This window comes from Streptomyces sp. NPDC107528 (assembly GCF_055639295.1).
The window spans coordinates 441,884-464,345 of the sequence record NZ_JBVKAV010000006.1 but is presented as its reverse complement, the minus strand read 5'-3'; the positions used below and the strand labels follow the sequence as shown (position 1 = coordinate 464,345).

12 protein-coding genes are annotated in these 22,462 nt (G+C 72.8%); 9 read left to right on the top strand and 3 right to left on the bottom strand.

Going from position 1 to position 22,462, the window contains the following annotated elements:
- Window positions 1-17: 17 nt before the first annotated feature.
- Together ACZ7L5_RS21890 and ACZ7L5_RS21885 are read right to left on the bottom strand one after the other, a co-directional pair.
- On the bottom strand, window positions 18-413 hold the full coding sequence (locus tag ACZ7L5_RS21890; protein WP_471518413.1) for a hypothetical protein: 396 nt from the start codon (window positions 411-413) through the stop codon (window positions 18-20).
- A 289-nt stretch (window positions 414-702) separates the two neighbouring features.
- Window positions 703-1,269 carry an ATP-binding protein gene (locus tag ACZ7L5_RS21885; protein ID WP_471518412.1) on the bottom strand — a complete coding sequence of 189 codons (567 nt, stop codon included), beginning with the start codon at window positions 1,267-1,269 and terminating at the stop codon, window positions 703-705.
- A gap of 198 nt (window positions 1,270-1,467) precedes the next feature.
- Between ACZ7L5_RS21885 and ACZ7L5_RS21880 the strand changes: the two genes are divergently transcribed.
- Window positions 1,468-1,698 (top strand): DUF397 domain-containing protein, encoded by a 231-nt coding sequence (locus ACZ7L5_RS21880; protein ID WP_328879317.1) that lies wholly within the window; start codon window positions 1,468-1,470, stop codon window positions 1,696-1,698.
- A gap of 161 nt (window positions 1,699-1,859) precedes the next feature.
- Window positions 1,860-2,780: a helix-turn-helix domain-containing protein gene (locus ACZ7L5_RS21875; RefSeq protein WP_363035460.1), complete on the top strand. Its 921-nt coding sequence runs from the start codon at window positions 1,860-1,862 to the stop codon at window positions 2,778-2,780.
- A gap of 131 nt (window positions 2,781-2,911) precedes the next feature.
- On the opposite strand, the gene ACZ7L5_RS21870 is transcribed toward ACZ7L5_RS21875, so the two are convergent.
- Entirely contained in the window at window positions 2,912-3,730 is an 819-nt protein-coding gene (locus ACZ7L5_RS21870) for an SAM-dependent methyltransferase (RefSeq protein WP_471518411.1), read from the bottom strand.
- A gap of 413 nt (window positions 3,731-4,143) precedes the next feature.
- Here ACZ7L5_RS21870 and ACZ7L5_RS21865 point away from each other — a divergent pair, with 413 nt between their 5' ends.
- Genes ACZ7L5_RS21865 through ACZ7L5_RS21835 form a run of 7 tightly spaced genes read left to right on the top strand, consistent with a single transcriptional unit; the run spans window position 4,144 to window position 22,449 of the window.
- A complete protein-coding gene (locus ACZ7L5_RS21865; protein ID WP_471518410.1) occupies window positions 4,144-5,670 on the top strand; it encodes an MFS transporter in 1,527 nt (508 codons plus the stop codon).
- Between the two features lie 2 nt (window positions 5,671-5,672).
- Window positions 5,673-5,879, top strand: a complete 207-nt coding sequence (locus ACZ7L5_RS21860) for an MbtH family protein (RefSeq protein WP_363035454.1) — start codon at window positions 5,673-5,675, stop codon at window positions 5,877-5,879.
- 28 nt (window positions 5,880-5,907) lie between these two features.
- The gene (locus ACZ7L5_RS21855) at window positions 5,908-9,486 is read left to right on the top strand and encodes an acyl carrier protein (protein ID WP_471518409.1); all 3,579 of its coding nucleotides are present in this window, start codon (window positions 5,908-5,910) and stop codon (window positions 9,484-9,486) included.
- Window positions 9,477-10,547, top strand: a complete 1,071-nt coding sequence (locus ACZ7L5_RS21850; protein WP_471518408.1) for a MupA/Atu3671 family FMN-dependent luciferase-like monooxygenase — start codon at window positions 9,477-9,479, stop codon at window positions 10,545-10,547. Before ACZ7L5_RS21855 ends, ACZ7L5_RS21850 begins: the two co-directional genes overlap by 10 nt.
- A gap of 34 nt (window positions 10,548-10,581) precedes the next feature.
- Window positions 10,582-15,321 carry an amino acid adenylation domain-containing protein gene (locus ACZ7L5_RS21845; protein WP_471518407.1) on the top strand — a complete coding sequence of 1,580 codons (4,740 nt, stop codon included), beginning with the start codon at window positions 10,582-10,584 and terminating at the stop codon, window positions 15,319-15,321.
- The gene (locus ACZ7L5_RS21840) at window positions 15,321-19,202 is read left to right on the top strand and encodes a non-ribosomal peptide synthetase (RefSeq protein ID WP_471518406.1); all 3,882 of its coding nucleotides are present in this window, start codon (window positions 15,321-15,323) and stop codon (window positions 19,200-19,202) included. The genes ACZ7L5_RS21845 and ACZ7L5_RS21840 overlap by 1 nt, the downstream gene beginning before the upstream one ends.
- Window positions 19,192-22,449 (top strand): non-ribosomal peptide synthetase, encoded by a 3,258-nt coding sequence (locus ACZ7L5_RS21835; protein ID WP_471518405.1) that lies wholly within the window; start codon window positions 19,192-19,194, stop codon window positions 22,447-22,449. The genes ACZ7L5_RS21840 and ACZ7L5_RS21835 overlap by 11 nt, the downstream gene beginning before the upstream one ends.
- Window positions 22,450-22,462 lie beyond the last annotated feature (13 nt).

Sequence of the window (22,462 nt, the reverse complement as noted above, 5' to 3'; positions counted from 1 at the left end):
TTCGCTGGGTAATGCCGTCAGGCCCTGTTGAGTCGGGCGGCAATTCCGTGCCCGAGGAGCAAATAGAGGACGGCCGGGAGGCCGTAATTGAGGAGGACTCGGAGTCCCTCTGTGTTCATCGTGAAAATGTCCTGTGCCCATCCGGACAGCCAGTCCGCTGATCCGTGCACGAATTCCACGAACGCGTTCCCTTGGTTCGCGTCGAGCAGGTACAGCACGATCCACAGGCCGAGGAGACCTGCCGCGATGTCGGCGAGCGTACAGATGGTCAGGGCCGCTCTGCGTGCGGTGTCCGGGTTGCGCTGGGAGCGCTCGGGGGGTGGCGGCTGGTCGTAGGGCTGGTAGCCGGGGATCGGGTCGGTGTTCACGGGAAATCCGTTCTGACGGGGTACCGGGCGGAGGGAGTAGGGCATCCCGCGAAGCCGAAATCGGAAATCGGACGTCGAGGATGACCTGCTTCTGCCTGGTTCTGCGTCATGCGAACGCGACCGTGTTACACCACCGCCCGTGTCGCCCCCAGAAATGAGCCGATAAACCGCCCACCCTGCGCCAATGCGGCAGCAGCAAAACGGCGGCACCATGGTGGCGGCATGGGGGCATGGGGGCATGGGGGCAATTGTCGCCGTCTAAGCGGGCACTTGCCTCAATAGGTGTCTGCACTCATACATTTGCGGATGCATTGCGGCGGAGGCCCAGGGAGGGTCAGGACTGCCTTGCCGTCGGCAGCATCGCCCAGACCGTCTTGCCCGCCGGCTGGCGTCTCGTCCAGCCCCAGTGTTCGGAGAGGGCGTCGATGATCCGCAGTCCCCGGCCGTGCTCGTCGAAGGGGTCGCTGGTGTGCGGGTAGACAGGTGGGTTGTCGCTCGGGTCGACGACGGCGCAGACGAGGTGGGCCGGGCGCCGGAGGCTGAGCCTCAGCCAGATCTCGGCGTCGGGGCGCGAGGGGGTCGCGTCGGCGGACGAGGGCGACACGGCGTGCAGTACGGCGTTGGCCAGCAGTTCGGTGACCACCGTGAGGGCGTCGGCGCTGCAGTGGTCCAGCGCCCAGTCGTCGAGCGTGCGACGGACGAAGTCGCGGGCTCGGCCGCAGCTCTGTTCGGCACCGACCAGGCGCAGGGCGGCGGAACGAGGCGAGGTGCGCGGGGCTTCGGGGCCGGCGAGCCGACGGGGGCCCGAGGTGCCGCGGGGAGCTTCCGGCGTCACCGTCAGCCCCGCCTGGGGCGCAGCGCTGCCGCGCAGTTGGAGCCCTTCGTACGCAGGTAAGGACACGACGTCTCCCTGATACACGGTCAGGACAGGGCGTCCGCACTGCCGTTGACGCCACCGACTATTATCCACGCCGACGGCGCCTCCGTGCAATTTCACGGGAAATTGCGGGAAGGTGTCTGCGCAGAGCACGCGGCGCGGTCCGGGCCCGGCGGGGCGCCGAGGGCGTGCGCGTGGCCGAACGTGAGCAAGGAGAGTGCAGTGCCAACAGCACAGAACGGCGTACGGGCCAGCTCGTTGGGCGTCCGCTGGATCAAGAGCCGGCACAGCAATGCCGAGGGCAACTGCGTCGAGGTGGCCGGCCTGGGCGACGGCAGCATCGCGATGCGCAACTCCCGCGACCCCGACGGACCTGCCCTGGTGTACACGCCGGCCGAGATCACCGCCTTCCTGGCGGGCGCCAAGGAGGGAGAGTTCGACCACCTCGTTTGACCCTGAACGGAGGACCGGTGGGTTGGACGTGAGGACCGGTTGGGGGGCGAAACGCCGCTGGGAAGCGGAAGTTGAGCCTTCTAATTGCTGCGGTTCCGGCGGCACGGGGCGGCGGGATGCGATAATGCGGTCTGTCGTATGCCGGTCTACGGGGAGTCAGGATGTCCGCCGAGTCACCTCGCATCTCCCGCCTCGAGCCCTACCTGAGCCGGACCGAACCCGCGCCGACCCTGCTGAAAATGCTGGTCGGCGTCCAGCTGGCGGGTTTCCGCGAGGACGCGGGCCTGTCCCAGGACCAGGCGGCGCGTGCCGTGGGTTTCAGTCCGGCGAAGTTGTCGCGCATCGAGGCGGGCAAGGGGCGCCGGCCGCCCACCGAGGCCGATGTCCGCCTGCTGCTGAAGGAGTACGGATCCGAGGACTACGAGGCCTCGGTGCTGCTGCAGTTGCTGAAGCGTGCGGGTGAGCCGGGGTGGTGGCAGCGCTATGACAAGCGGCTGATGCCCGAGTGGTTCGATCGGCTGGTGGGGCTGCAGGAGGCCGCGACTGCCATCCGTACCTTCGAGATCCAGTATGTGCCCGGCCTGTTGCAGACCGAGGCGTACGCGCGTGCCGTGGTGGAGCGCGGGCTGCCGTCGGCGCCCGGCCGTGAGGTGCAGCGGCGTGTGGAGCTGCGGATGCGCCGGCGGGAGCTGGTGCGCCGCGCGGACCCGCCTCAGCTGTGGGCGATCGTCGACGAGTCGGTGCTGCTGCGGATGCTGGGCAGCCGCGAGGTCATGCGCGAGCAGCTCGAGTACCTGGAGGAGATGGCGCGGCTCCCCCATGTGACCCTGCAGATCGTGCCCCTGGACGTGACCAACGCGTCGGCGCCGGCCATTCCCGTCACCTATCTGCGCTTCGGCGGTGTCGATCTGGCCGACATCGTCTATCTGGAGCACATCAAGAGCGCCGCCTTCCTGGAGGACCAGGACGAGACGGAGGAGTACCGGATCGCCCTGGACCGCCTCGGCGACGAGGCTCTCAATCCGCGCGAGTCGCTGGAGCGGCTGCGTGAGACGAAGGCCCGGTACTCCCCCGCCCCGTAACACACCGCACCCGACAGGGCGCTGCGCCCGGTAAGGCGCTGCGCCCGGTAAGGCGCTGCGCCCGGTAAGGCGCTGCGCCCGGTAAGGCGCTGCGCCCGGTAAGGCGCTGCGCCCCGCGGGGCGAAGCTTCGTTACGGCAGTCGTCCCACGCCGCCGAACTCGATCCACTCCTGAGTGAGTTGGCGCGGTGTCACCTCGGTGTCGGGGCGCCAGGTGGAGACCTCGACCAGGCCGGGTTCGAGGATCTCCAGACCATCGAAGTACGCCGCGACGTCCTTCTCCTCGCGTACCCGGCCCCAGTGCCCCTGGGTCGCCTGGTCCATGAAGTCGGTGACGAACTCGCGGACCTTGGGGTCCTCGCTGACCAGCTGGCACATCAGCATGAAGCTGCCGGGCGCGAGGTGCTCGCGCACCCGGCGGGCCACGGCGAGGGGGCCGTCGGTGTCGCTGTCGGGGATGCAGTGGAAGACCGAGTTGAACAGCACCGCCACCGGCTGCGAGAAGTCGATCAGGCGCTCGGTGTCGGGGTGGGAGAAGATCGCGTCGGTCTCGCGCATGTCGGCGTGGATGACGGCCGTGTTGTCGTTCTGGTCCAGCAGGGCGCGGCCGTGGACCAGGACCATCGGGTCGTTGTCGACATAGACCACGCGCGAGGACGGGTCGATGGACTGCGCGACCTGGTGGACGTTGTTCTGGGTGGGCAGGCCTGAGCCGTGGTCGAGGAACTGCCGGATGCCGTGGTCCTCGGCCAGTGTCCTGACCACGCGCTGCAGGAAGCGGCGGTTGTTCAGGGCGAGGGCGCGGGTGCTGGGGACGACCTTGTCCAGCTCCTCGCAGGCGGCTCGGTCGGAGGCGTAGTTGTCCTTGCCGCCGAGGTAGTAGTCGTACATGCGCGCGGCTGTCGGGATCGTGGCATCGATCGACGTGGACAGTTGCTTTCCAGGCTCCATCGTTTCCCCCAGTCACAGGGCCGGCCGAGGAGATCACCTCGCCGACAACACATCCTAGGGAGGGGGAAGTTGGTGGGGCCAGTCCATCGGTCAACCGCTGGGGAAATGACCCCCTCGGCGAGCGGACGCCCACGGTAAACCGGGGACGGAAGGGCAACGCGACCCGGGCAACCCCGCCAAGAGGCAACCGAATTGTCCGGAGACGGCGTCTCTCGTCTCGGATGTCGTTGTGTCGTCAAGGATTCGTGGAGGTTTATGAGGAACTCAGTTCGACGCCAGTCGGAGCGGACTCTCACAGCCATCGAGGCGCATCCGTGAGGGCTTCTCGGCCGCCTTTCATGATCGGGGCTGCGCCGCGCGCCACTTCGAACTAGGGTTCTCGGTCGGAAGCCACATTCGACGGGGGTACGCACGTGGCCGATTCGGCGCGCTCGCTGGACGACACCGCGCAGGACGGGGGAAGGCCGGGCCGGTTCGCCGGCATGGGCCCCTTCATGCTCGTCTGGAGCGGGCAGGCGGTATCCCTGGTCGGTAATTCCGTCCTGCGTTTCGCCTTCGTCTTCGAGACCTGGTCGGCCACCGGCCGCGCGACGGCACTGACCACGCTGTCGCTGTGTGCCCTCCTCCCCCAGGTGCTGCTGAGCCCGCTCGCGGGAGCCTTCGTCGACCGGGTCAAGCGACGCACGGCGCTGCAAGTCGCCGACGGCGGCGGGCTGTTGATCGTGGCGCTGCTCGGCGTCCTGCACTTCACCGGCGGGCTGCACACCTGGGAGGTCTACGCGGCCGTCATGCTGCTCGGCTCGGCCGCCGCCTTCCAGTTCCCGGCGCTGGGCGCCTCGGTGCCGCTGCTGGTGGACAAGGCCCAGCTGCAACGGGCCAACAGTCTGCTGGCCAGCGCCAAGAGCACGGCGGACGTCGGCGGTCCCGCTCTCGGCGGGCTCCTGGTGGCGTTCTCCGGGCTCGGTTTCATCCTCGTCGCCGACCTGGTGAGCTTCGCTCTCGCGCTGGTCGCCATCCGGGTCGTACGGATGCGGGGGGACACCGGACCCGCGAGCAAGCCGGCGGGCGGGCCGCGCAAGAAGCTCACCGCCGAGGCCATGGAGGGGATGCGGTTCCTCTTCCGGTATCCGAGCCTGCGCGATCTGATGCTGGCCTTCTGCGTGGTCAACCTGGTCATGGTCTTCGGCTTCGCCGCCGTACAGCCCATGGTTCTGGCGCGGTCCGGCGGTGAGACCGCGGCGCTGGCGAGCGTCAACACCGCGATCGGTGTCGGCGGGGTCGCGGGCGGGCTGCTGATGGCGGCGTGGAGCGGGCCGAGGAACCGGGCCCGGGGCATGCTGCTCGGGATCATCGGCATGTGCCTGTCCGCCCAGGTGGCGATGGCGCTCGTCGGGGGCGTGGTCGGCTGGTGTGCGGCCATTCTGGTGGGCGCGGCGCTGATGCCGATGATCAACGGCGTGATGCAGGCGATCGTGCAGACCAAGGTGCCTCAGGAGTGGCACGGCCGGGTCTTCGGCGCCGTGATCTTCCTGTCGCAGCTCTCCGTCCCGCTGGCGACCGCCGTCTCCGGACCGCTCGCCGACGAGGTCTTCGAACCGCAGGCCGCAGCCGGTACCGGGATCTTCGTGGTGCTGGGGCCGCTCGTGGGCGACGGGCCGGGCAGCGGTATGGCCGCGATGCTGCTCATCGCCGGCCTGTGCGGCATCGCCGTCGGGGTGCTGAGCATGACGCGGCGCACGGTGCGGGAGATCGACACGCTGCTGCCCGATGTCAGCGACGACTCCCCCGAAGACACCGGCAGCGAAGCCACCGACATCGATGCCAGCGACATCGGTGCCACCGACAGCTCCGGGCGCCCCGGCGACCCCGAGGGCCCGGAGAACCCCGACCACCCCGATCACCCCGAGAACCCGGGGCGCAAAGAATTCGTGGAGGGCTGACCATGACCACCAATCCGTTCGAGGACGAGAACGGCACCTACCTCGTACTCACCAACGCCGAGGGCCAGTTCTCGCTCTGGCCCGACGGGATCACCGTGCCGGACGGGTGGGACGTGGCCCTGACCGCGAGCAGCCGCGCGGACTGCCTCGCCTACGTCGAGAACCGCTGGACGGACATATGTCCCGCTCGCACGGCCTCCGATGCCTGAGACGGAGACAACGGGGGCGTTGCACGGCGTGCATGAACTCTTCGAGGAACGGGCCCGGCGGACCCCGGCGGCGACCGCGCTGGTGTCCGGCGACGAGCGTCTGAGCTACGGCGAACTCGACGCGCGGGCCGACCGGCTGGCCGGGCTGCTGCGGCGGCACGGCGTACGGCCGGGGTCCCTGGTGGGCGTGTACTTGGAGCGGTCCGCCGAGATGGTGGTGGCACTGCTCGGCACGCTCAAGGCCGGTGCGGGCTACGCGATGCTCGACCCGGACTTCCCGGCGGAACGGCTGCGCGGGATGGCGGCGGACGCGGGCGTCGCGGCGGTCGTGTCCCGGCGCGGTTCCCCACAGCCTTTATCCGCAGTCGAGTCGGTGGCCGTGGAGGACGCGGCAGGGGCCGAGCCGCTGCGGCGCGGCACCGTGGAGGTTCGGCCGCGGGACCCGGCCTGCGTGATGTTCACCTCCGGCTCCACCGGCCGCCCCAAAGGCATCGTCGCCTCGCATGCCGCGATCACCGGGACGCTGACCGGGCAGGACTTCGCGTCGTTCGGGCCCGGCGCGGTGTGGCTGCAGTGCTCCCCGGTGTCCTGGGACGCGTTCGCGATGGAGCTGTGGGGTCCGCTGCTGAACGGCGGACTGTGCGTACTGCACCCCGGACAGCGCCCCGACCCGGTGCTGACGGCCGGCCTGGTCGAGCGGCACGCCGTCACCTCCCTGTATCTCTCCGCCTCCCTCTTCCACGTGATCGTCGACGAGTACCCGCGGGCGCTCGCCGGCCTGCGCGAACTGATCGTCGGAGGCGAGCCGTTGTCGCCCGCGCACGCGGCCCGCGCCCTGGAGCGCTACCCCGCGCTGCGGCTGAGCAACGGCTACGGCCCGGTCGAGGGCATGGTCTTCCTGACCGTCCATCCGGTCACCGCCGAGGAGGTGCGAGACGGCAGCCCGGTGCCGATCGGGCGTCCGCTGGCCGGGAAACGGCTCCGGGTGCTCGACGAGCGGCTGCGGCCCGTCGCGGACGGTGAGACGGGTGAGCTGTACGCGGCCGGAGCGGGTGTCGCCCTCGGCTACTGCGGCCGTCCCGAGCTGACCGCCGAGCGGTTCGTGGCCGACCCCTACGGGCCCGCCGGTGGCCGGATGTACCGCACCGGTGACCTGGTGCGGCGCCGGGCGGACGGGGTGCTGGAGTATCTGGGGCGGGCCGACGCGCAGGTGAAGATCCGCGGGTTCCGGGTGGAGCCCGGCGAGGTGGAGACGGTTCTGGCCCGCCATCCAGCTGTCGTCCGGGCCGCCGTGGTCGCCCGTCCCGACGCCACCGGTGACAAGCGGCTGATCGCGTACGTCGTCCCGCGTGAGGGACATCAACGCCGGCTGTTGGAAGAGGAACTGCGGGACCACGCGGCCCGAGTACTGGCCGACTACCTGGTCCCGGCCGCCTTCGTGCTCCTCGACGCCCTGCCCCTCACTCCCAACGGCAAGCTGGACCACGCCGCTCTGCCGGAGCCCGGCCCGGTCACCGGCTCCCTCGCGTCGGCGTCGGCACGGCAGCCGTCCGGCCCGGTCGAGGAGGCGCTGTGCGCGCTGTTCTCCGAGGTGCTGGGGGTGGCGTCGGTCGGTCCGGAGGACGACTTCTTCGCGCTCGGCGGCACCTCGCTGACGGTGGCGCGGCTGCTGGGGCGGATCCAGCTGACACTGGGCGCCCAGGTCGGCCTACGGATGCTGTTCGAGTGCCGGACACCGGCGGCGCTGGTGCCGTATGTGGAAAAGGCCGGCAAGGAGAAGGCGGGGCGGGACGAGAAGACAGGGCGCGACGAGGACGCCCCAGTTGCCCCGGAGGGGCATGCGCTGCGTCTGTCGTACGCCCAGCGCCGCCTGTGGTTCCTCGACCAGGTCGACGCGGGTAACGCCTACACGCTTCCGGTGCTGGTGCGGCTGCGCGGCGAAGTCGACCCGGAGGCTCTTCGGGCCGCCCTCGGAGACGTGGCCGCCCGGCAGACGGCGCTGCGTACGGTCTTCGAGGAGCGCGACGGTGAGCCGCGCCAGCGGATACGGGTCGGCGCCGCGGCCCTGCCTCGGCTTCGGCAAGTCGACGTGACGTCCCACGAGTTGGACAAGGCCGTCGCCGAAGCCGCCCGGCACCGCTTCGACCTCGCCGCCGAACTTCCCCTGCACGCCGTACTGTTCGGCATCCAGGACCGGCCGGGACAGCACGCGCTGCTGCTCGTGCTGCACCACGTCGCGGGCGACGGCTGGTCCCTGCCCCCGCTCTTCCGGGATCTGTCGCGTGCCTACGCCGCCCGGGTCTCCGGCGCCGCGCCGGAGCTCGCGCCGCTGCCGGTGCCGTACGCCGACTTCGCCCGCCGGCAGCAGGAGCGGCTGGGCGTGGCGGACGATCCGGGATCGCTTGCCGCGGCCCAGCTCGGCTTCTGGCGCAAGACCTTGGCCGGCCTCCCGAGCGGTGGCCCCCTGCTCCCGCGGCGCTCCGGAAGGCCCGCCGTGCCGGGTCGGGACGCCGCCACGGTCGTACGGCGGCTGGACGCCCGAGCGCACGCGCTGATCGTCGGCGGGGCCCGGGCGGAGGGCGCCACGCTCTTCATGGCGTTGCACGCCGCCCTCGCGGCCGTGCTGGTGCGTGCGGGGACCGGTGAGGATCTGGCGGTCGGCTCGCCCATCGCCGGGCGGGGGCACGACGGCACGGTCGACGACGTCGTCGGGTTCTTCGTCAACATGCTGGTGCTGCGCAACGACGCGTCCGGCGACCCCACGGCCCGGCAGCTGCTCGCGCGTACCCGGGAGACGGCGCTGGACGCCTTCGCCCATCAGGACGTGCCGTTCGAGGAGGTCGTGGGAGCGCTCAACCCCGTTCGGCCCCCGGGGCGGCAGCCGTTCACCGAGGTCGTGCTGGCGTTGCAGAACAACGCCCGGGCCGAGGTGGACCTGCCCGGCGCCGAGGCCGGCGTGGAGCCGCTGCGCACCGGCACGGCACGGTTCGAGCTGCTGGTCGACGTCACCGACGACCACGGTCCGTCGGGCGCGCCGGACGGTATGACGCTGGTCTTCGAGTACCGGACCTCGTGTCTGGAAGCGGAGTTCGTCGAGTGGCTGGCGGACGCGGTCGTCGAGGCGCTGCGCGCGACGGCCGCCGAGCCGGACGTACCGCTGTCCCGGCTGCCGCTGCCGGAGCCGCCCCGGCGGGCGGACGCAGCGCGGGACACGGTCCTCGCCCCCACACCCACGGCCGGTGATCCTGCGGACTCCGCCCTGCACCGGGAGATCACGGCCGTCTGGTCCGACGTCCTCGGGGTGGAACACATCGGTCCGCATGACGACTTCTTCCGGCTCGGCGGCAACTCCCTGCGTGCGGTTCGGGTCGCGGCCCGCCTCACCGGCGCCGGACGCACGGTGACGGCAGCCCAGCTGTTCACCTCGCCCACGGTCGCCGCCCTCGCCGCCGCGCTGGAGCGGGCACCGGCCGAGGCGCCCGCCGCCCCGGCACCCATCCCGCGCCGACCGCGCATTCCCCGGCAGCCGGGCCGCGGCAGCCGTACCGACGTCCCCGGTACAGGCCGTACCGACGACCCGATTCAGAAGGAGGTGCCATGGACCTGAGCGTGATGTTCTTCGGCGCCGACACACCCGCCGACGACCTCGCGGCCGGCGGTGCGCCGCGGCACAGCGAGGCCTACGACGACATCCTCACCGTGGCCCGCACCGCGGACCGGCTCGGCTTCCACGCCATCTGGACGCCCGAGCGGCACTTCCAGCAGGTGGGCCAGGTGTTCCCGAGCCCGCCGGTGCTCAGCGCGGCGCTGGCGGTTGCCACCGAGCGGATCAACATCCGGGCGGGCAGCGTGATCCTGCCGCTGCACCATCCGCTGCGGATCGCGGAGGACTGGGCGGTCGTCGACAACCTCTCGCACGGCCGGATCGGGCTGTCCGCGGCCACGGGCTGGCACTCGACCGACTTCGTGCTGGCCCCGGACCACTACGAGGGCCGGCGCGAACAGACCCTCCGGGACATCCCGTTGCTGCGGCGGCTGTGGGCGGGCGAGGCGGCCGAGTTCACCGACGGCACCGGCACCTCGGTGGCCGTCCTGCCGCAGCCCCGGCCCGTGCAGAACACGCTGCCCCTGTGGCTGACCAGCTCCGGCAACCCGGCGACCTGGGAGGCCGCAGGAAACCTGCGCACCGGGGTGCTTGGGGCGACCGTCGGGCAGAGCCGGGAGGAGCTGGCCGAGAAGATCGCCCGCTATCGCGCCGCCTGCGCCGCCGCCCCCGACCAGGGCGGCACCGACGCGCACGGCCGGGTGACGCTGATGGCGCACACGTTCGTCGGCGCGGACGACGAGGAGGCTCGGCGGCTGGCCGCCGTACCGCTGAAGCGGTATCTGCAGTCGTACGTCCGGCAGACGACCGCCAACCGCACGGCCGACAAGGCGACGTCGGAGCTCACCGAGGAACAGACCGCGCTGCTGGCCGAGTTCGCCTTCCACCGCTATCTGACCTGGGGCAGCCTGCTCGGCTCCGTCGCGACCTGCCGGAAGATGCTCGCCGATCTGCGCGAGCTGGGCTGCGACGAGGTCGCCTGCTTCGTGGACTTCGGCCTCGGCCGCGACGAGGTACTGGCCGGGCTGCACCGGCTGGCCGAACTGCGGGAGGACGTGGCGTGACAGGGGATTTCGCAAGGCTCCGGGAGGACGTGGCGTGACGGGGACAACGGGGGCGGCCAGGGCGAGCGGTGCCTCGATGGCCGAGCGGTTCGGCGCGCTCAGCGGTGAACAGCGCGTCCGGCTGATGCGCCGGCTCGTGGAGTCCGGGCAGTTGGGCCTGATCCCGGCGGTCGTGCCGCGCCGGGACGGGGACGGTCCGGTGCGGCTCAGTCCCGCGCAGGAGGACCTGTGGGTGTACGAGTCGCTGTATCCCGGCACTCCGGCGCTGAACCTGTGCAGTGCCTATCACTTCGACGAGACCGTCGCGCCGGTCGACCCGGACCGGCTGGAGACCGCGCTCACCCTGGTCCGGTCCCAGCACGACATCCTGCGGGCGCGCATCGGCGGCGAGCCGGGCGCCCTGTACGTCACCTTCCCGACCGAGGACCGCTTCGTGCTGGAGCGGGAGGACCTGCGCGGTACCGGCACCACCATCGCGGAGGCCTTCGAGACCTTCCGGCGCCGCTCCTTCGACCTGGCCGGCGGCCCCCTGATGCGGGCCCGCCTCGTCACCGTCGACGAGCGGCGGACCACGCTGATGCTGGGCCTGCACCACGTCATCGCCGACTGGTGGTCCTTCGACGTGCTCCAGGCCGAGTTCGCCGAGGCCCACCACGCCACCGGCAACGGCAGTGGCACCACCACGTCCCGTCCCCTCGTCCAGTACGCCGACTTCGCCTCCTGGCAGGGCGAGTTGGAGGAGGCCGGCGTCTTCGCGGCGCGGCTGGACTTCTGGCGCCGCTACCTGGCCGAGCCGCCGGGGCCGCTCACCGTGCCGGGCAGCCGCAACGACACCGGCGACGAGATCGCGCAGATCCCCTTCCGCGTCGACGCCCCGACCGCCCAGGCGATCCGGGCCCTGGCCCGGGAACGCGGCGCCTCGGTCTACGTCGTCCTGATGGCGGCCTTCGCGGTCCTCGCGCACCGCCTCACCGGCGCCGACGACATGGTGCTCGGCACCCCGACCGCCAACCGTGCCGCCAAGGGCCTGGAGCGGGTCATCGGGTACGTCATGAACGCCATCCCGACCCGCTGGCGGATCCGGCCCGGGGACTCCTTCGCCGACGTGCTGTCCCGGTTCGCCACGGACTTCCCCGAGCTGATGGCCAACGCCGACGTGCCCGTGGGCCGGATCGTCTCGACGGTGGCCCCCGACCGCAGCGCCGGGCGCTCCCCGCTGTTCCAGTGGGTGTTCATGCACCTCACCCAGCAGCGGAGCGTGGCCGCGCTGCGCGAGTTCAGCGAGCCCGAGCGCATCCACACCGGCGGCGAGCACGACCTCGTGGGCATCGTCCGGGACGCCGACGACGGCGCGATGGACGGCAGCTTCGAGATCCGTACGGCCCTCTTCGGCGCCGACACCGTACGGCACTGGACGGACGCCTACCTGGAGCTGCTGCGCCGCTTCACCACCGACCCCGAGGTGCCGCTCGCGGAGGTCGGGCTGGTGCCGGAGGCCGACCGGACGCGGCTGCTGGAGCTCGGCGTCGGCCCTGACGCACCCGAGCCGGTGTCGCTGCCCGACCTGGTGGCACGGCAGGCGGTCCGTACACCGGACGCGCCTGCGCTGGAGGCCGGGGCGCTGGCGCTGACCTACGCCGAACTCATGGACCGGGTCGACAGGTTGGCCGCAGTGTTCGCCGAGCACGGGGTGGGGGCCGGTGCGGTCGTGGCCCTTGCGCTGGGGCGCACCGCGGCGATGGTCCCTGCGTTGCTGGCCGTGCAGCGGGTCGGCGCCGCCTATCTGCCGGTGGATCCGGACTATCCGAGCGAGCGGATCCGGGGGGCGCTGGAGGACGCGAAGCCGGTGCTGGTCGTGGTGGGTGAGCGGGGGGTCGCAGTCGACACGGGTGTGCCGACGTTGGTGTTGAGCGATTCGCTGGAAGTGCCACGGCATGTCGTGAATCGTCTGCCGCGCCATTGCGGCTGGTCGCGCCCACCCGGCGGTAGCCGCACATCGATGACAGCCCCGCGCCCCCATGAGGCGCTGACGCCGGCGTATGTCATACACACCTCCGGGTCTACTGGGCGTCCCAAGGGCGTCGTCGTCCCCCACACCGGTCTGGCCGCCCTCGCTCAAGGACTCGTGGACTCGCTGGCGTTGGTCCCGGGAAGCAGGGTCCTGCAGCTCGGGTCGCCCGCGTTCGACATCTCCGTGGCCGAGATGTGCATGGCATTCGGCTCGGGCGGGACGCTGGTCGTGCCGCCCGAGGGGCCGCTCGCCGGGCAGGGGCTGGCCGATGTGCTGACCGGGCTGCGGATCAGCGCCGCGATGCTGCCGCCGTCGGTGCTGGCGACGGTCCCCGTCGGGGAGTACCCGCGGCTGCGGTCGCTGGCCGTGGGCGCGGAGGCGTGCCCGCCGGAGCTGGTGGCCCGCTGGGCGGTCGGCGGACGCCGGTTCCACAACGCCTACGGGCCCACCGAGTTCACCGTCGCCGCCACCGTCTCCGGCCCGCTGACCGGTGACGGCACGGCCCCGCCCATCGGCGCCCCGCTGCCGGGCACGCGCGCGTATGTGCTCGACGGGCGGCTGCGGCCGGTGCCGCCCGGGGTGAGCGGCGAGCTGTATCTGGCGGGCCCGGGGGTGGCGTACGGCTATCTGGGCCGGCCGGGGGCGACCGCCGAGCGGTTCGTCGCCGACCCGTACGGGGCGCCCGGCGCACGCATGTACCGCACCGGGGACCTGGCCCGGCGGCGCGACGACGGGCAGCTGGAGTATCTGGGCCGGTCCGACGACCAGGTGAAGATCCGGGGTCAGCGCATCGAACCGGGCGAGATCGCGGCCGTCCTCACCGGGCACCCCTCGGTGGAACAGGCCGTGGCGGTCGTACGCGAGGACCGGCCGGGCAGGCCGCGGCTCGTCGCGTACGTCGTCGGCGCGTCCGGCACCGAACCCGCGCCGGACGCGCTGCTGGCGTACGCCGCCGGGCGGTTGCCCGCCGCCATGGTGCCGGCCGACGTGGTGGTGCTTCGGGCGCTGCCGCTGGCTCCCAACGGCAAGCTGGACCGGGCGGCGCTGCCCGCGCCGGGGACCCGTCCCGGCGGTGCCGGTCGGGCGCCGGAGGGGGCACGCGAAGTCACCCTGTGCGCCCTGTTCGAGGAGGTCCTCGGCGTCGAACGGGTCGGTGCCGACGACGACTTCTTCCGGCTCGGCGGCGACAGCATCATGGCGATCCAGCTCGCGGGGCGCGCTTCGGGGGCGGGGCTCGGCATCACCCCGCGTGATGTCTTCACGGCCCGTACGCCTGCCGCACTCGCGCTGACGGCGCGGGCGGTGACGGACCGCGGCACGGAATCGGGCCCGGATTCCGGTACCGGGCGCTTTCCGCTCACGCCGGTCATGCGCTGGTGGCGTGAGCAGGGCGGCGGGGACGCGGCGGCGTTCACGCAGTCGATGGTGTTCCCGGTGCCGCGGGACGTGACCCCGGAGCGGGTCGAGGCGGCGGTGCGCGGGCTGGTCGAGCGGCACGGTGTGCTGCGGATGCGGCTCGTGGACGGCGAGTTGGAGGTTCCCGAGAACATCCCCGGCGTGGCTGTCGACCGCGTCGAGGTACCCGCCGGTACCGATCCGCGGGTACGGGCCGAGGAGTTGGCGGCGTCGGTGCGGCTCGACCCGGAGCAGGGCGAGATGGTGCGGGCGACCTGGCTCGACGCTTCTGCCGGGCAGCCGGGGTTGCTCCTGCTGACGGTGCACCATCTGGCGGTGGACGGGGTGTCCTGGCGGCTGTTGGGTCCCGGACTGGCCGCCGGGCTGGCCGGGGAGGAGCTGCCGGAGAGCACGGGCACGTCCTTCGCGCGCTGGGCGCGGCTGCTGGCGCAGGAGGCGGTGCGGCCCGAGCTTGCCGATGTGGAGTCGGCCTGGTGGGAGCGGATGCTGACCGGCCCGGACGCGCGGATCGCCGGCGGCCGGGGTGTCGGCGGGCGCCGTGCCGTACTCACCGTCGAGCTGACGCCCGAGGTCACCGAGGCGGCCCTGTCCGAGGTGACCGCGGCCTTCCACTGCGGCCCGGACGCCGTGCTGCTGACTGCCCTGGCCGCGGCTGCGGTACGGCGTCGGGGCGCGGGCTCCGGTCTGCTGGCCCACCTGGAGGGCCACGGCCGCGAGGCGCTCTCCACCCCGGCCGACATCTCCCGTACGGTCGGCTGGTTCACCACCCAGTATCCGGTCCGGGTGGACGCGGGCGCCGCGCTCGGCCCGGACTTCTGGAAGCCGGCGCAGGACGCGGCCGGTGAGGCGCTGAAGCAGATCAAGGAGCAGCTGCGGGCGGTCCCCTCGGGCGGCCTCGGCTGGGGTCTGCTGCGCCACCTCAACCCGGACACGGCCCCGAAGCTGGCCGCACTGCCCGTCCCCGACCTGCGTTTCAACTACCTGGGCCGGTTCTCCGGCGGTGACACGGCCGACGGCGAGCTGCTCGGCATGGCCGCGGAGGCGCTGCCGCTCGGGCATGCGGTGGAAGTGGACGCGCTGGTCCTGGAGCGGGGCGCCGGGCGGCTGTGTCTGAGCGCCGGGTTCTCCTACGCGCGCGGCGAGCTCGGCGAGGACGAGGTCCTGGAGCTGGCCCACCTGTGGTGCGAGGCGATCGAGGTGCTCGTCGAGCACACGCGCCGCGCCGGCACGGGCGGCCACACCAGCTCCGACTTCCCGCTCGTCGACCTGTCCTCCGATCAACTCGCCCTGCTGGAGGACGACTTGGACTTCGAGCCGGCCGACGAGGACAGCGAGGGGGACGACTGATGGGCGGCCGTATCGCGGACGTTCTGCCGCTGTCCCCCGCCCAGGAGGGGCTGCTCTTCCACGCCCTGCGTGATCCGGAGGGCCCTGACCCGTATCTGGTGCAGGCGCGGTTCCGGATCGCCCCCGGTGTCACGGCCGAGGCGGTGCGGGCCGGGGTGGCCGGGCTGCTGGAGCGGTATCCGAATCTGCGGGCGTGCTTCAGGCACGAGCACGTCGAGCGGCCGGTGCAGGTGATCCCGCGCGCGGTGAAGCTGCCGTGGACGGAGGCCGATCGCACCGGGCGCACGCCGGACGAGACGGAGGCGGAGCTCGCCCGTCTCATGGCCGAGGACCGGGCCCGCCGCTTCGATCTGGCCCGGCCGCCGTTGGTACGGGCCACGCTGGTGCGGCACGACGCGGGTGCGGATCTGCTGCTGACCTTCCACCACATCCTGCTGGACGGCTGGTCGTTGCCGCTGCTCGCGCAGGATCTGGAGGCGCTGACGACGGGTGCCGGGGAGCTGTCACCCGCCGCGCCCTTCAAGCAGTACCTGGTCTGGCTGAACGGTCAGGACCAGGTCGGCGCCGAGGCCGCCTGGCGCGAGGCACTGGGCGGTCTCGCGCGGCCCGCGCTGCTGTCGCCCGAGGGGCCCGACGGCCCTGAGGACACGGTCGACATCGAGCTGATGCCCGAGCTGACGGCGGCCGTCACCCGACGTGCCGCGAACGCCGGCGTCACCGTCAACACCGTCGCGCAGACCGCTTGGGCCCTGGTGCTGGCCCGGATGACCGGTGCCGAGGACCTGGTGTTCGGCGCGGTCGTCTCCGGGCGGCCGCACGATCTGCCCGGCGTCGAGCGGATGGTGGGGCTGTTCATCAACACGCTGCCCGTACGGATCGGGCTGCGCCCCGGCGAGGGTGTCGACCAGTTGCTGGCCCGCGTCCAGGACGAGCAGCTGCGGCTGGCGCCTTACCACCACGTACGCCTATCGGAGGTGCAGCGGGCCGCGGGCGCGGGCGAACTCTTCGACACGGTCCTGGCGTTCGAGAACTTCCCGCGCGCCGAAGGCCCCGCCCCGGCCGTCGAGCTGGTCGAGACGCGGGACGCGACGCACTACCCGGTGACGATCGCCGTCGTCGCGGCCGAGCGGATGCTGCTGCGGGTCAGCTGCCGCCGGGGCATCCCGGCCTCCACGATCGGCGCCCGCCTGGCGCGCGCCCTGGAGGTGCTGACCTTCGCGCAGGGGACGCCGGCCGACCGGCTCGACGTCCTCCCGCCGCAGGAGCGGCGACACCTGCTCGCCCTCTCCGACGGGCCGGCGCGTCCCCTGCCTACGACGCCCCGGGCGCTGGGCATCCGCGGGCGCTTCGCCGAGCACGTGACCCGTACGCCCGACGCGCCCGCCGTCGAGTCCGACGGTGAGGTGCTGACGTACGCCGGCCTCGACACGGCGTCCGACGCGCTGGCGGGCCGGCTCCGGGAGGCGGGGGTACGGCCCGGTGACACCGTGGCGCTGCCGCTGGCCCGGTCCGCGTCCATGGTCGTCGCACAGCTGGCGGTGCTGAAGGCGGGCGCGTGCTGTCTGCCGCTGGATCCGGGCGCTCCGGCGGGGCGGTTGGCGGCGCTGGTGGAGGCCGCTGACGCGCGGGTGGCGCTCACCGCCAGGGAGGTACGGCTGCCGGGCAGCGTCCGGGCGTTGGACCTCCGCGAATCCGACGCCACCGCACCCGCGCCGACGGCCCCCGTGCCCCCCGAATCCCCCGCCTACGTGATGTACACCTCCGGCTCGACGGGCGAACCCAAGGGCATCGTCACCCCGCACCGAGCCGTCGCCGAACTCGCCGCCGACTCCCGCTTCACGGGCGGCGCTCACGAGCGCGTCCTCCTCCACAGCCCGCACACCTTCGACGCCGCGACCTACGAGATGTGGGTGCCCCTGCTGAACGGCGGCACCGTGGTGGTCGCCCCGCCCGGTCCGGTCACCCCTGACGTGCTCAAGAGGCTGCTGCCCGAAGGGCGCGTCACGGCGGTGTGGCTCACCGCGGAACTCCTGCGCACCGTCGCGGAGATCGCGCCCGAGGTGCTCGGCAGTGTGCGTGAGGTGTGGGCGGGCGGGGACGTCCTCGCGCCCGAGGCGGTGCGCCGGGTGCGCGAACTCTGCCCTGGCACCCGGGTCGTCAACGGCTACGGCCCCACCGAGACCACCGTGTTCGCCACGGCCCACAGTGTGAGCGGTGATGTCGGCGGGTCCGTGCCGATCGGCCGGCCCCTCGACAACACTCGCGCCCGCGTCCTCGACCGCCTCCTGCGCCCGGTCCCGACGGGAACGGTCGGCGAGCTCTACGTCGCCGGCGCCGGGCTCGCCCACGGATACCTGAACCGCCCCGGCCTGACCGCCGAGCGCTTCGTCGCCGACCCGTACGGCCCGCCCGGCGCCCGGATGTACCGCACGGGCGATCTGGTGCGCCGCCTCCCGGGCGGTGACCTGGAGTTCATGGGCCGCGCCGACGACCAGGTCAAGGTGCGCGGCTTCCGGATCGAGCCCGCCGAGGTGGAGGCCGCCCTGGCCGGCTGCCCGGGCGTGGAGCGGGCCGTCGTCGCCGCTCGCCCCGGGCCGGACGGCGGCAAGAGGCTGGTCGCGTATGTCGTGGGCGGCGACCCGGACCTCGTACGGGAGCACGCGGCGCGCACGCTGCCCGCGCATCTGCTGCCGTCGGCCTGGTCCCGCCTGGACACCGTGCCCCTGACCGCGCACGGCAAGGTCGACCGGGCCGCGTTGCCCGAGCCCGAGGCGGACGGCGGCCCGGGGGACCGCGGCATGCGGATCGCCCGGCCGGGGCGGGAGCAGCGCTTGTGCGCGCTGTTCGCGCAGGTGCTCGGCGTCGACGCGCTCGGCCCCGACGCCGACTTCTTCGCGCACGGCGGGCACTCGCTGCTCGCCCTGCGCCTGACCGCGAGAATCCACGCGGAGCTGGGGACCCGGGTGTCACCGGCGGCGCTGTTCGAGGCACCCACACCCGCCGCGCTCGCCACCCGCCTGGCGACAGGGCCGGCGGAGGACCGGGACGAGGAGGACGCGTACGCCCCGCTGCTCACCCTGCGCCGCGAGGGCGACCTGCCCCCGCTGTTCTGTCTGCATCCGGGGCTGGGACTCGGCTGGGCGTACGCGGCGCTGCTGCCGCACCTCGCGCCCGGGCGGCCGGTGTACGCGTTGCAGACGCCGGTACTGCACGGCGAGCAACTGCCGAGAACGGTCCCCGAGTTGGCCGAGGACTACCTGTCGCGCATCCGCGCGGTGCGGCCGCACGGACCGTATCTACTGCTCGGCCGCTCCTTCGGCGGGCCCGTCGCCCACGAGCTGGCGGTGCGGCTGCGCGCGGCCGGCGAGGAGGTCGAGCTCGTCGCCGTGCTGGACGCGATTCCGAAGCCGCCCGAGGTGGCCAGCGTGCCGCTGGACCCGGCGGTCGTGGAGCGGGCCGCGCTGGTCAGCCTGCTGCGCAACGCGCTGCCCGGGGTCGCGGCAGGGCCGGGGCCGCTGGAGCGGGCCGAGGTCGTCGCCCGTGTCCACGCGCACAGCGCCCTGCTCGCCGACCTGGACGAAGGGCGCCTCGACACGCTGGTCGCCGCCATGGAGCGGTACATCGAGTTGGCCCGCGCCTGGCAGCCGTCGCCGTACGACGGCCGCGTGACCCTCTTCTCGGCCACCCGCACGACGGAGGCCACGACCGAGGAGAAGTACGCGGCGTGGCAGGCCTGCTCGGCCGGGGTGGACGTGCACGAACTGGACTGTGAGCACAGCGATGTGCTCACGGCGGGGCCGGTCGGCGAGATCGCCACGGTCGTGGAGAACGTACTGGCAAGGAACCGCACGGGGGACGGAGCACAGGCAGATGGACGCTGACGACATCAGTACCGGGAGCTCGGAGGAGTACGAGTTCCCGACCTCGGACGCGCAGGCCCGGCTGCTCGTCCTGGACCACATGGACCCGGGCAGCGCGACCTACCATGTGCCGGCCGCCTTCGCCGTGCACGGGCCCTTCGACACGGCTGCCTTCGGCCGAGCGCTCGACGCGCTGGTCATCCGGCACGAGTCGCTGCGCACGGTGTTCCGCACCGGCACCGACGGGGTGCCGGTGCAGATCGTGTCGGCGGCCGGGAGGGCCGAGCCGCGCGTGGAGCGCGACGTCCCCGTGGCCGAGGTGGACGCCCGGATGCGCGCGGAGGCCGCCCGCCCCTTCGACGTGACGACCGGCCCGCTGCTGCGCTGCACGCTGTACGCGGTGGGCGACGGCAGCCACCGCATCCTGCTCGTCGCCCACCATCTGGTCTGCGACGGCTGGTCGCTGGGCGTGCTGCTGCGGGAGCTGTCGGCCGGCTACGAGAACGAGACCAAGGGGCTGGGCCACTCGCTGCCCGAACTGGCCCTCCAGTTCCCGGACTTCGCGACCTGGCAGCGGGAGCGGCAGGCGGGCGGCGAGTACGCCGGCTCGGTCGCGTACTGGGCCGAGCGGCTGCGGGGCGCCGCCGAGACGGTCCCGCTGCCGCTGGACCGGCCGCGCGGTGCGGTCCGTTCGGCGGCGGGCGGCACGGAACGGTTCACGCTGCCGGCCGGGGTCCGCGAGCGGATCGCCGAGACGGCACGGGCGCGCGGGGGTACGCCGTTCATGGCGGTCTTCGCCGCGTACGCCGCGTTCGTGAGCCGACTGTCGGGCTCCGACGACCTGGTGATCGGCTTTCCCGTCTCGGGCCGGGACCGCCCGGAACTCCAGGACCTGGTCGGCATGCTGACCAACACCCTGGCGCTGCGGATCGACCTGTCCGGCGACCCGTCGTACCACGCCCTGATCGACCGCCTGCGCACCGCCCTCCTGGACTCGCAGGCGTACCAGGACGCCCCCTTCGAGGCAGTCGTGAACACGGTCGCCCCGGCCCGCGAGATCAGCCACGACCCGGTCGTCCAGGTGGTCTTCGGCTACGACGACGACACCGAACTGACGCTGCGCCTGGCCGGCGCCGAGGTCGAGCGCGTCCATGTCGCCCTGGACACAGCGAAGTTCGACTTCCACCTCCAGGTGGAGCGCTGGGACGAGGACCTCGCCGCGTACCTGATCTACCGCAGCGCCCTGTTCGAGGCGGAGACGGTACGACGGTGGGTGCGGTGCTTCGAGACGCTGGTGGAGGGGTTGCTGGACAGTCCGGACGTTCCCCTGTCGGCCATCGACATGCTCCCGCCGGACGAACGCACCCGCCTGCTCACCCAGGGGGTGGCAACGCCCCCAAGGGGCGCCATACGACACAACCCGCCATCCCCTGCGGCGCAGCTGGTACCCGACCTCGTAGCGGACCGCGCCGCCCAGCAGCCGGAGGCCACCGCCCTCGTCTGCGGCGACCAGCTCCTGACGTACCGCGAACTGCTGGACCGCGCCGACACCCTCGCGGCCCGCCTTCGCGAGCAGGGCGTACGCCTCGGCGACCGAGTCGGCCTGCTGCTGCCGAGGGGCGCCGACATGGGCATCGCCGCCCTCGCGGTGCTCCGCGCAGGCGCCGCGTACGTCCCCCTGGACCCGGCGCATCCGGCGGCACGCCTCGCCTACATGATCACCAACTCCGGCACGTCCCTGCTGCTGACGGCAGCGAAGACAACGGGCCTGGCAGGCACGGACGTACCGGAACTACGGGTCGACGTCGACGAGGACACGGACCCGGACCCGGACACGATCCCCGCACAGACGGCCCCCGTGTCGTGCGCCCCCGGCGACCTCGCCTACGTCCTCTACACCTCGGGCTCCACCGGCGTCCCCAAGGGCGTCGCCGTCGAGCACCGCTCGCTGCTCAACCTCGCGACGAACGTCCGCCCCGTGTTCCCGGTGACCGCCGAGGACCGCGTCCTCCAGTTCGTGTCGTTCGGCTTCGACGTGGCCGTGTCCGACCTGTTCTTCCCCTGGGTCGCGGGCGCGGAACTGCACATCGCGCAGGAGGACGAGCGGCTCGGCGAGGCGCTCCAGAAACGGCTCAGGGACTCCCGCATCACGTACGTCTTCCTGCCGCCGTCCGCCGCGATGACCCTGCCCCGCGCCCCGGGCGCCCTGCCCGAGCTGCGGACGCTCGCGGTCGGCGGCGAGGCGTGCCCGGCCGAGCTGGTCGAGCGGCTCGGCGAGGAGGGCCGCCGGATCGTCAACGCGTACGGCCCCAGCGAGGCCACGGTGTACTCCACCACGGCCGACCTGCGTCCGGGCGAGCCGGTGGTCATCGGCCGCGCCGTCCCCGGCTCCCGCGCCTACGTCCTGGACCGGCGGCTGCGCCCGGTCCCGGTCGGCGTGACCGGCGAGCTCTACGTCGCCGGCGCCACCCTGGCCCGCGGCTACATCGGCCAGCCCGGCATGACGGCCGAACGGTTCGTCGCCGACCCGTACGGCCCGCCCGGCAGCCGGATGTACCGCACCGGGGACCTGTGCCGGGTCGACGCGCATGATGTGCTGCACTACCTCGGCCGCGGGGACTCCCAGGTGAAGCTGCGCGGCTACCGGATCGAACTGGGCGAGATCGAGGCCCTGCTGGCAGGCCACGCCGACGTCACGGTGGCCGCTGCCGCGGTGCGCGGGGAGGGCGCCGAGCAGCGGCTGGTGGCGTATCTCGTCACCACCGCGGAGCTGCCGGACGCGGTGCTGCGGGCCCACTTGGCCGAGCGGTTGCCCGGATACATGGTCCCGGACGTCTTCGTACGCCTGCCGGAGCTGCCGCTGAACCGCTCCGGCAAGATCGACCGGTCCCGGCTCCCCGACCCCCCGTCGTCGCGGCCGGCGCTGAGCGAGTCGTACACCGCTCCGGGCACCGCGACCGAGCTGCGGGTGGCCGAGGTCTGGCAGCAGGTGCTGACCCTGGACCGGGTCGGCGCGCACGACAACTTCTTCGACCTGGGTGGCAATTCCGTACGGCTGCTGGCGGTGCTCGCGGCGCTCCAGGAACACCCTGAGCACCGGGACCTCACCCTCGTCGACCTCTTCCGGCATCCGACGGTGGCAGCCGTTGCGGCCCACCTCGACAGTACGGCCGGGAACACCGCACCCCGCGAGGAGGCGGCCCGGCGCGGCAGCGACCGCCGGGCGGCCCTGCAGAAGATCCGTTCCAGGAAAGGCACGACGCGATGACGACCGAGGAAGT

Coding starts and splice junctions, on each gene's coding strand:
- ACZ7L5_RS21870 (WP_471518411.1), bottom strand. CDS start 3,730: ATGGAGCCTGGAAAGCAACTGTCCACGTCGATCGATGCCACGATCCCG.
- ACZ7L5_RS21850 (WP_471518408.1), top strand. CDS start 9,477: ATGGACCTGAGCGTGATGTTCTTCGGCGCCGACACACCCGCCGACGAC.
- ACZ7L5_RS21875 (WP_363035460.1), top strand. CDS start 1,860: ATGTCCGCCGAGTCACCTCGCATCTCCCGCCTCGAGCCCTACCTGAGC.
- ACZ7L5_RS21840 (WP_471518406.1), top strand. CDS start 15,321: ATGGGCGGCCGTATCGCGGACGTTCTGCCGCTGTCCCCCGCCCAGGAG.
- ACZ7L5_RS21860 (WP_363035454.1), top strand. CDS start 5,673: ATGACCACCAATCCGTTCGAGGACGAGAACGGCACCTACCTCGTACTC.
- ACZ7L5_RS21890 (WP_471518413.1), bottom strand. CDS start 413: ATGCCCTACTCCCTCCGCCCGGTACCCCGTCAGAACGGATTTCCCGTG.
- ACZ7L5_RS21835 (WP_471518405.1), top strand. CDS start 19,192: ATGGACGCTGACGACATCAGTACCGGGAGCTCGGAGGAGTACGAGTTC.